Annotated in this window: 8 protein-coding genes and 1 riboswitch; of the genes, 3 read left to right on the forward strand and 5 right to left on the reverse strand. The window is 57.8% G+C overall.

Features of this window, described 5'->3' with window-relative positions; translation table 11 throughout:
• Window positions 1-32: 32 nt before the first annotated feature.
• From ACW9UQ_RS12585 to metZ, 5 genes are all read right to left on the reverse strand, one after another.
• Window positions 33-1,196 carry a winged helix-turn-helix domain-containing protein gene (locus ACW9UQ_RS12585; protein WP_458931369.1) on the reverse strand — a complete coding sequence of 388 codons (1,164 nt, stop codon included), beginning with the start codon at window positions 1,194-1,196 and terminating at the stop codon, window positions 33-35.
• A gap of 49 nt (window positions 1,197-1,245) precedes the next feature.
• Window positions 1,246-2,700 carry a TrkH family potassium uptake protein gene (locus ACW9UQ_RS12590; RefSeq protein WP_458931370.1) on the reverse strand — a complete coding sequence of 485 codons (1,455 nt, stop codon included), beginning with the start codon at window positions 2,698-2,700 and terminating at the stop codon, window positions 1,246-1,248.
• A gap of 32 nt (window positions 2,701-2,732) precedes the next feature.
• Window positions 2,733-3,344 (reverse strand): GTP cyclohydrolase I FolE, encoded by a 612-nt coding sequence (folE, locus tag ACW9UQ_RS12595; RefSeq protein ID WP_458931371.1) that lies wholly within the window; start codon window positions 3,342-3,344, stop codon window positions 2,733-2,735.
• A gap of 126 nt (window positions 3,345-3,470) precedes the next feature.
• Window positions 3,471-4,412 (reverse strand): glycosyltransferase family protein, encoded by a 942-nt coding sequence (locus tag ACW9UQ_RS12600; RefSeq protein ID WP_458931372.1) that lies wholly within the window; start codon window positions 4,410-4,412, stop codon window positions 3,471-3,473.
• A gap of 128 nt (window positions 4,413-4,540) precedes the next feature.
• A complete protein-coding gene (gene metZ, locus ACW9UQ_RS12605; RefSeq protein WP_458931373.1) occupies window positions 4,541-5,710 on the reverse strand; it encodes an O-succinylhomoserine sulfhydrylase in 1,170 nt (389 codons plus the stop codon).
• A 56-nt stretch (window positions 5,711-5,766) separates the two neighbouring features.
• Window positions 5,767-5,843: riboswitch (SAM riboswitch) on the reverse strand.
• Window positions 5,844-5,963: 120 nt separating this feature from the next.
• Here metZ and ACW9UQ_RS12610 point away from each other — a divergent pair.
• From ACW9UQ_RS12610 to ACW9UQ_RS12620, 3 genes are all read left to right on the forward strand, one after another.
• Window positions 5,964-6,905 carry an alpha/beta hydrolase gene (locus ACW9UQ_RS12610; RefSeq protein ID WP_458931374.1) on the forward strand — a complete coding sequence of 314 codons (942 nt, stop codon included), beginning with the start codon at window positions 5,964-5,966 and terminating at the stop codon, window positions 6,903-6,905.
• A 63-nt stretch (window positions 6,906-6,968) separates the two neighbouring features.
• Window positions 6,969-7,679, forward strand: a complete 711-nt coding sequence (locus tag ACW9UQ_RS12615; protein ID WP_458931375.1) for a glutathione S-transferase N-terminal domain-containing protein — start codon at window positions 6,969-6,971, stop codon at window positions 7,677-7,679.
• A gap of 284 nt (window positions 7,680-7,963) precedes the next feature.
• The gene (locus tag ACW9UQ_RS12620) at window positions 7,964-9,232 is read left to right on the forward strand and encodes a transporter substrate-binding protein (protein WP_458931376.1); all 1,269 of its coding nucleotides are present in this window, start codon (window positions 7,964-7,966) and stop codon (window positions 9,230-9,232) included.
• Window positions 9,233-9,445 lie beyond the last annotated feature (213 nt).

A 9,445-nucleotide genomic window follows, 5' to 3' on the forward strand; every position in this document is an offset into this window, starting at 1 on the left:
CCTGAAGGGCCCTGTTCGGATGATCCGCAGAATCACTCCAACCGCCAAAGCACCTGATTTACCCCAGCCAGTTTGGCCAGGCGAGATAGCTCTGCCCCCAGCTTTTCGGCCCGTTTGGGCGTGCGCAGCCGGTCGGTTTCCGCCCAGAACCGGGACAGCGTCAGCGTGCCCTTTTGCCGGTCGGCCTTGACCTCAACCCGGCCCACAAACCGGTTCCCTTCCAGCAAGGGATATATGTAGTACCCCCATTTTCGCTTTGCCTCCGGGACAAACATCTCGACCGTATAGTCAAAGCCAAACAACCGCGCTGCGCGGGGACGGTCGCGGATGGCGGGATCAAACGGGTTGAGGATCCGCATCCGGGAGGTCGGGGGGCGCAGGTTTTGGATACGCTCCTCAATATCCGGGCAGGCCCAGGCCGTAACGCAGCTTCCATCCACGCCTTCGACCTCTACCTCGATCAGGTTTGCCGCGTCCCTTTCGGCCCAGGCCTTTACCTCATCCACCTCGCAGGCGTCCCAGAATTTGCGAATCTCGCCCAAGGTTCCAAAGCCGATACGCTCCAGCGCGGTTCGACAAAGTTGGGTGATCTGATCCTGATCGGACAGTTCGGGAATGTCTTGCGGGAAGACACGCTCAGCAAGATCGTAGTATTTTGTAAACCTTTCCCGATGGCAGGTCGCAAGCACCCCGGCATACCAAAGATAGTCCAGCACCATCTTATGCGGCGGGCGTTTCCACATCGTCTTTTCGCCGGCGACCCGCGTGTCGAAGTTTTTCGTGCAAAGCGGGCCTTCCTCGGCGATGCGCTGTGTCACATCGGCGATCAGGTCCGGGTCAAGGTATTTTCCATACCAGGAGGACCCGCCCACCTTGGCCTTCATGCGCCGGAACTGGCGTTGCCACATGGGCAGAAAATCCATGGGCAGGACCGACGCGTCATGGGTGAAATGTTCAAACACCTGCCGTTTGGTCCGCAACAGCGGGTCAAGCATGGTTTCGCGGTAATTTTGATTGCGGCTCCATAAGATATGGTGATGCGCCCGCGAAACGACCTGGATTGTGTCCAGTTGCACAAAGCCAAGCTGTTTTATCATACCTGGCGTATCGAGGGGCCCGGTCGGTGTTTGCGCAAGGCCATGTGATGTCAGCCACAGGGCGCGCGCCGTCGGGTTGTCGATCCGCAGACGGGCCATTGCTTATGCGCCGGGTATGTGGTGCGGCGCGGTGGCAGCCAGACGCATCTTAGCGCTTCCAGAATGCAAAGGTGAACAGCACATAGACCGACATCACCTCCAACCGGCCGATCAGCATGGCAGCGACCAACACCCATTTGGTGGCATCGGAAAGGCCCGCGAAACTGCCTGCCGGGCCGATTTGATCGCCAAGGCCTGGGCCGATATTGGCCAGAGCGGTCGCCGAGCCGGAAATCGCTGTTACCGGGTCCAATCCCAGCAGGGACAGCAGCACGGCGAAGACCGCAAGGCTCAGGAAGAACATAACGAAAAAGGCCATGACGGAACTGACAACCTCTTCCGTGATCGGCTTGCCGTCATAGCGCGCCTTGAAGATGCCCGAGGGCGAGTGGATGCGGCGGATCTGGGCTTTCAGCACCGCCAGCAGCAACTGATAGCGGAAGATCTTGACCGAGCAGGCCGTTGAACCCGCGCAACCGCCGATCAGCCCGATCAGGAAGAAAACAGCAATCGAAAACGCACCCCATTCCTGATAATCGACCGAGGCATATCCCGTGCCCGACAGGATCGAGACGGAGTTAAACAGCGACTCGCGGAACGAAGCCTCAAGCCCATCGCCATGGTCATGGATGAAGGCGACCCAAAGCGTCAGGGCTGTCACGGTCACGACGATCACCAGAAAATACCCCCGAACCTGCGCGTCTCCGACCAGCGCTCGGGGATTGCCCGAGGCCAACTGCACGAAGCGTACGAAAGGCAGGCTGGCCAGCAGCATGAACACGGTTGCGGTGTATTCCACCTGTGGTGGGAAGTGGCCCAGAGACGTGTCATAACTAGAGAATCCCCCGGTCGAAACTGTGGTCAGCGCATGGATCAGCGCGTCAAAGCCGCTCATCCCGTTCCATGTATAGCAAAGCAGACAGGCCAGCGTGATCACCAGATATATCCAGGTGATGGAGGACGCGATCTGCGCGGCACGCGGCAGGATTTTTCCGAAGGTATCAAAGGCTTCGGACTTGAATATCTGCATGCCGCCAACACGCAGGCTGGGCAGAAAGGCAAGCGCCACCACAATGATGCCGATGCCGCCGAACCATTGCAGCATGGAGCGCCACAGCAAGGTCCCGGCGGGCATGGTATCGAGACCGGAGAACACCGTGGATCCGGTGGTGGTCAGGCCGGACATGGACTCGAAATAGGCATCCGTGATGCTAGCATCCGGCGCACCAACCCAGAAAGGGATGGCGCCAAAGGCGGGCAGGACCAGCCATGTTAGCGTGGTCAGAAGAAAGGTCTGCTTGATCGACAGGCCGGGCTTGCGCTGCTGCGCGCAAGACAGCATCAGCATGCCGCCGGACAGGATCGTGATCAGGGCCGACACGGCAAAGGTGCTGCTTTGCCCGCGTCCCTCAAGCAGATCAGCGGCCAGCGGAATGGCCATGGACACGCCCAGCGTGGCCACCAGCAGACCGATCACGTAACCAACAGGGCGCAAGTCAAACATCGCTTAACGCTTGGCCCTGCCGCGTCCGCCTGTCAAGCGCGGTTGGTCGGGTTTCCGATGATGTTCATGAATTCGCGTCGCGTCTCACGATCGGTGCGGAACGCCCCCAGAACGGTTGAGGTCACCATGGTCACCCCCGGTTTATGCACCCCGCGCGTCGACATGCAATGATGCTCTCCCTCCAGCACAACAGCGACACCGCGCGGTTTCAGCACCGATTGCAGCGTATTGGCGATCTGGGCATTCATCTTTTCCTGCACCTGAAAGCGTTTGGCATAAGCATCCACCAGCCGGGCCAGTTTGGATATCCCCACAACCCGATCCATCGGCAGATAACCGACATGCGCCACACCGATGATCGGGGCCATATGGTGTTCGCAGAAGCTTTCGAAACGGATATCGCGCAGAACGACCATCTCGTCATAGCCCTCGACCTCCTCGAAGGTGCGCTGAAGCATCGCCTCTGGGTTTTCGTCATAGCCCCGGAACCACGATCCATAAGCATCTACGACCCGCTTTGGCGTCTGCAACAACCCCTCCCGCGTGGGATCCTCCCCGGCCCAGCGCAGAAGTGTGCGCACCGCGTCTTCGGCTTCTTCGCGGGTCGGTTGGTCAGGTTTTTTCGCGTTGTCTGGACGTGTCATTTGCAGGCCTGTCATCGTTTTTCTGGCAATGCAGATGGCGCAAAGCGCTGCGATTGCAAGAGCCTAACGTAACGCTCTACAGTTCTTACGCAAGCTCGGCCTGCGATCTGTTATGCTTAACCAGCTCTAACGGTAGGAACTGTTTGGGACCAGATCGTGCCCCGCTTGTGCCAGCGACGTGCCCCGCCCTTCGACAAAACGCAGGATCAGGGGCATGACGATGGCCAGTGGCAGGTCATGCCATTTGCAAAAGAATGAGAAACTCCGTCGCAGACTTCGCCAATCCTGAGAAATACCCTTCCTGTAGCGTCGCAACCCACCGAAAAAACGCGCCAGACTTGATTTGTACGGGCCGCGCGACGCTTCCCGCATGATCTGGTGTTGCAGGCCTTTGTTTTTGCGGACGTCAACGATAAAGGGCCATCCCTCATAGGCGTGGTACTGAATGGCATCACGGGTAAGCCCGACCCGAACACCTGCAGCCCTAAGCGCGTGATGGCGAATTTCGGCGCTGACAAATGGACTGGCCTCAGGGCCATAGGGGTATTGCTCAAGCAGTGATTTGCGATAAAGGGCACCATTGTTTGAGATATGCTCGGCATCGCCGTTCTGCAGCGTATCCAGCAGATAACCCCGATCATACAGCGCCATCACCCGCCGCATGGAGGTCGCAGGCTCGTACGAGGTTAGGCCAGTCACTGCATCCAGGGCCGGGTCTTGCTGATAGATCCGGTGAAGGGCAACCAACCATCCGGGAACGGCCTGACAGTCAGCCTCGACCACGGCGACCAGATCGTGCTGGGTATGCGCGGTGGCGCCGTTTTTGATCTCGCCGGATTTTTCACTGTCGACAAAGACAATTTTGACGGGCACCGGCAGATCGGACCAGTCCGGCGGCGGTGTTCCCTTGTCACTGGCCGAGGCGGCAATCACAACATTACCGGGAATGCCAGCAGCATCGCTCAGACAGGCGCGCAAACAGCTGTCTTCGTCCGACCATGTCTTCGGTCCGGCCTCAAAATCCGAAACAATAACAAGAGAAATTGGAAAACACTCAACTTCGGCCATTTGTTCCCCCAAACAAATCTCCGACGCAGGAAAGCCGTGCCGGGGCGTGTCAGGCCCTAGACGTTTGGAAAGGCAATCTCAAGACAAATTTCCGACAGAAATCATCGGATTTTTTGGCGAGGCATGGCCTATATCAGCGCAACCGCCTGCATCAGGTCCGCAACCAGATCGTCGCTGTCCTCAAGCCCGACCGACAGTCGGATCAGGCCCGGTGTGATCCCCAAAGCCGCCCGTTGGTCCTCGCTGAGGCGCTGATGCGTCGTGGTGGCGGGATGGGTGGCGATGGATTTGGCATCGCCCAGATTGTTCGAGATCAGGGCGATCTGCAGCGCGTTCAGGACGCGGAACGCCGCCGCTTTGCTGCCCGCGTCAAAGGACAGGACGGTGCCACCTGCCGTCATCTGCCGGATTGCCAGATCATGCTGCGGATGGCTGGGCAGACCGGGATAGATCACCTGCACCCCCTGCCCCTCCAACGCTTTCGCAATCGCCTCAGCACTGGCCGCCTGCGCCCGGCACCGCAAATCCAGCGTCTCAAGGCTTTTCAGCATCACCCAAGCGTTGAACGGGCTAAGCGCCCCGCCTGTATGCTTTAGCTGGGGTTCCAATGTACCGCGAATGAACGCCTCTGATCCCAGGACCACACCGCCCAGACATCGTCCCTGCCCGTCGATATGCTTGGTCGCGGAATAAATCACCACATCCGCGCCCAGCTCAAGCGAGCGCTGAAAGACCGGTGTGGCAAAGACATTATCCGCAACCACAAGCGCGCCGATCTCATGCGCGATGGCTGCGACACCGGCAATGTCGATGATCTGCAGCGTTGGGTTTGACAGCGATTCAAAGAAAAACAGCTTTGTGTTGGGCCGGACCGCCGCGCGCCATGCGTCCAGATCGCCGCCATCAACCAAGGTGACCTCAACCCCAAAGCGCGGCAGCATGTTATCCAAAATGAACAGACAGGAGCCGAACAGCGCCTGCGACGCCACAACGTGATCCCCGGCCTTAAGCGATGAAAACAGCGTGGCGTGGACGGCTGCCATGCCAGAGGCTGTGGCAAAGGCATCCTCGGCCCCTTCGAGTGCGGCGATGCGATCCTCGAACATGCGCACGGTAGGGTTGCCGTAGCGGGCGTAGATATATTCGTCAGGGCCGCTTTCGACAAAGCGTGCTTCGGCGGTTTCGGCATCAGGGTAGACGAAGCCCTGGGTCAGGAAGATCGCCTCGGACAATTCCTGATACTGGCTGCGGCGCGCGCCCTCATGGACAAGCTTGGTGCGTGGTTTGAAATCGGTCATTTTTTGCCTTTCGGCCCCTCTTAATACAAAATCCCGACCGGCAAGGCGATCGGGGCAGCATCGGCACCGAGACCTTTTAGCGGCATGTTTAACGTGGCCCGCAATCCGGAAACAAATCGCCACATGCCGTCTTTAGGCCAGTGCGCCGCAGCGGTCAACGCGTCATGAAAGTTTAACAGCCACGTCACCAAAGCTGCGCAGGGCCGCTGTATCCTTGGCCGGAAAAGAATGCGGGCAGAACAGATGGCAGTTCTTGGCATATCACTTAGGGGATATGGGCTGGAATGCGCCGGGCAACCGGACCTTGCGGTTGGTTGTGCGGGAAGCGCTGGACCAGCTGAAACCGGGTGCGCCGGTTGTGGTCATGATCCATGGCTACAAATTCACACCCGAGCGCCCCATCGACGATCCGCACCGTCTGATCTATGCCCTGCGGCCCGAGGATGATCACTGGAAAATCCGCTCCTGGCCCGCCGGTCTGGGGTTTTGCAATGATCCTGCCGCCGGGCTTTGTATCGGCTATGCCTGGCCCGCAACGGCCCGCGAAAACCCCGGCGACACGGCATTTGATGGCAATGGGTTTGCCAGGGTTTACGAAAAGGCCAAACATGCTGGCAAAGCGCTTGCGCATCTGCTGGACATGATTGCGCAAATCGACCCCGGTCGCCGGATTGATCTGATTGCGCATTCCTTGGGGGCGCGCGTGGCTCTGAAATCCATCCGCCATGCAAAGGACGCCCGGATCGGGCGGGTCATTCTTATGGGCAGCGCAGAATTTGCAGGTCCCGCCAGACGCAGCCTTGCAGGCGCGCGGTCGACGCCCGAGGTCTATAACATCACTGCCCGGTCCAACACACTTTACGATATCCTGCTGCGCCTTTTCGCCCCGGCCCATGTGCGGGGCAGCACGCCCCTTGGGTTTGGTCTGAAGGATACGCCGGTTGGTTGGGTGGATCTGGACCTGGACGCAGCCCCTGTTACCAATGCGCTGGCCGGGCGCGGTCTGTCGCTGGGCGGTCGCCGGTCACCGGTCTGTCACTGGGGGTTCTATATCCGCAAGGGCAGCTTTTGCCTTTACCGCAGTATTCTGCGCGACCGCACCGACTGGTCTGTCGCCGCCTTGCGATCAGAGACAGCGCGCCCCCGCCTCATCAAAAAGACCCGCGCGCCCTTCCCTTTGCCCAAAACTTCGTGATCGCCCCCTTGCCAAGCCGGGCCCGCGCATCAAATTGGCCGTCAGACAACCGACGGAGACATCATGCCCGATCCTATCGACCTATATTACTGGCCTACACCCAACGGCTGGAAAATCACCATCGCGCTTGAGGAATTGGCGCTGCCCTACAATCTGAACCTGATCAATATCGGCAAGGGCGACCAGTTCGCGCCGGATTTCCTGAAGATCGCGCCCAACAACCGCATGCCCGCGATTGTCGATCCGAACGGGCCGGATGGCAAGCCGATCTCGATCTTTGAATCCGGGGCCATCCTGCAATATCTGGGCCGCAAGACCGGGCAATTCTACGGCACCGATGAACGGTCCCGGGTTGAGGTCGAACAATGGCTGATGTGGCAGATGGGCGGTGTCGGGCCGATGGCCGGACAAGCGCATCATTTCCTGAAATACGCGCCCGAACTGGACCCGCCGCAGGACCTGCCCTACGCCAAGGACCGGTATCGGAACGAGGTGGCACGGCTTTACGGCGTGCTGGACCGACGTCTGGCCGACCGGGAGTATGTGGCCGGGGACTATTCCATCGCGGATATGGCCATCTGGCCCTGGGCCAGCCTTTGGGAGGGCCAACAACAGGATCTGGCCAAATTCCCCAACATGGCCGCCTGGCTGGACCGCGTTGGCGATCGCGATGGCGTGCAAAAGGGACGTGCGGCGGCGGCCGAAAAGCGATCCAGCCCAACCAGCGACAAGGAATCTCAAAAGGTGCTGTTCGGACGGCCCACCGAGGAGTGATTCTGTCGCCCTAGGACTACATCAAACCGCGCTGCAAAAACCTGCCATCAAATAGCCAAAATATAAAAGCTTACATCTAAGTCGCGGCTGCAGCGCGGTAGAACTTTTCGAAAAAATGCCCAAACCCCTATAAAATAAGGGGGGGAATCAAGCGGCAGTTTCGCTCTGCTCATATCTAGCATACTGCACTATTTTGACACTTTCTTAATGCAAGCTGCTCTCCTGAGAATGTGTAACTGTTTTACCTTTCTATTGTAACGTTTAATGAGTGAGTGAGGCATCTAATGCGTACAAAACTTTCGCGCAGAAAATTTCTGCAAACGTCAGCGCTGGCAACCGTCGCTGCGTCCGGCGCGCCGGACATATGGATCAAAAATTCCAACCTGACGGCAGCTGCGGCGACCGGTGACACCATAGATGTCGGGGTTCTATTTTCCAGGACAGGGTCCTTGACGGTGCCAGAGTTGTCGATGTCGGACTCAACTTTGATGGCAATCAAAGAGATTAACGATGCCGGTGGTGTGGCGGGTCGCATGATCAATCCGATCACCGAAGACTGCGCATCCGACATGAAGGTTTACAATCAGAAGGCCCAAAAGCTGGTCACCGAGGATAAGACAGTCACCACCTTCGGCTCTTTCACAACAGCATCGCGGCTTTCGGTTTTGCCGGTCTATCAGGACAATGGTAACCTGCTTTTCTATCCAACATTTTATGAAGGGTCTGAGTGTTCTCAGAACGTTGTTTACACCGGCTCGGTTCCGAACCAACAGCTGTATAACATGGTCTCCTTCATGGTAAATTCACTGGAAAAGTGGAACGTGTTTATTGTCGGCTCTGACTATGAATTCCCCAGAGCAATGGCCAAAATCGCCGGCAAGCTGGTCGAAGATGGATTTGGCGAAGTTGCCGGTGATGAATACGTTCCGCTGGGTGGCACTGATTTTGCCGAGATCGTTGCAAAGATTAAGGCGTCAGGTGCTGATTCCGTCATTTCAAACGTCATCGGCGGTGACTCGGTAAAAGCCTTCTACGCAGAGTTCCAGAAACAGGGTTTGCTTCAGGCAGATGTGCCGATCTGCGCAACCTCGACCTCAGAGATTGAGGTCGCTGGCATGGGGCCTGAATTGGCCGCTGGCAGCTATTCGTCCTTCCCCTATTTCCAGGCCATAGACACCCCGGAAAACGCAGCGTTTATTCAGCGCTGGAGGGATTACACAGGCGATGCCAATGCCGTTACTCATCATCCGATGGAATCCTGCTATTTCCAGGTTCATCTCTGGAAACAGGCAGCAGAAACCGTTCTAGGCGCAGGTGAAGACCTGACACCCATGGCTATTCGGGAAGCCAGCCGTGGACAGGAATTCAAAGCCCCCGGCGGAACAGTGCAATTGCACCCAGAGAACCTGCATACGTTCTTTATACCGCGTGTTGCGCAGTGGGATGCCGATGGTCAGGGTCAGGTAATGGTCGAAGGATACTATTCGACCCCGCTGCCCTATGCCATCGATGGTGAGACGGAATCAAACCTGACATGTACGGCTGCTGGATAGCATAACACCAAAGACAAATCCCCTATTTGCCTGTTGATCACAACGGGCAAATAGGGGCGAGTTATTCAAGTGCTTGCTGTAAATCCACTCAAAGCTAGGCAGCGTACCCACAAAGGGCTTTATACTCCCAATGACTTGTGATTTTTTTCGCGCCAAACAAGCGGCGGGAGTAGTCACATGGCGCGATCAGACATGAGCGATTTGGAATGGGCA

The sequence above is a fragment of the Halovulum sp. GXIMD14793 genome, assembly GCF_054457435.1.

Excerpts from the sequence above, each read along its gene's own strand:
- ACW9UQ_RS12600 (WP_458931372.1), bottom strand. The coding sequence starts at position 4,412 with ATGGCCGAAGTTGAGTGTTTTCCAATTTCTCTTGTTATTGTTTCGGAT.
- folE (WP_458931371.1), bottom strand. The coding sequence starts at position 3,344 with ATGACACGTCCAGACAACGCGAAAAAACCTGACCAACCGACCCGCGAA.
- ACW9UQ_RS12590 (WP_458931370.1), bottom strand. The coding sequence starts at position 2,700 with ATGTTTGACTTGCGCCCTGTTGGTTACGTGATCGGTCTGCTGGTGGCC.
- ACW9UQ_RS12620 (WP_458931376.1), top strand. The coding sequence starts at position 7,964 with ATGCGTACAAAACTTTCGCGCAGAAAATTTCTGCAAACGTCAGCGCTG.
- metZ (WP_458931373.1), bottom strand. The coding sequence starts at position 5,710 with ATGACCGATTTCAAACCACGCACCAAGCTTGTCCATGAGGGCGCGCGC.
- ACW9UQ_RS12615 (WP_458931375.1), top strand. The coding sequence starts at position 6,969 with ATGCCCGATCCTATCGACCTATATTACTGGCCTACACCCAACGGCTGG.
- ACW9UQ_RS12585 (WP_458931369.1), bottom strand. The coding sequence starts at position 1,196 with ATGGCCCGTCTGCGGATCGACAACCCGACGGCGCGCGCCCTGTGGCTG.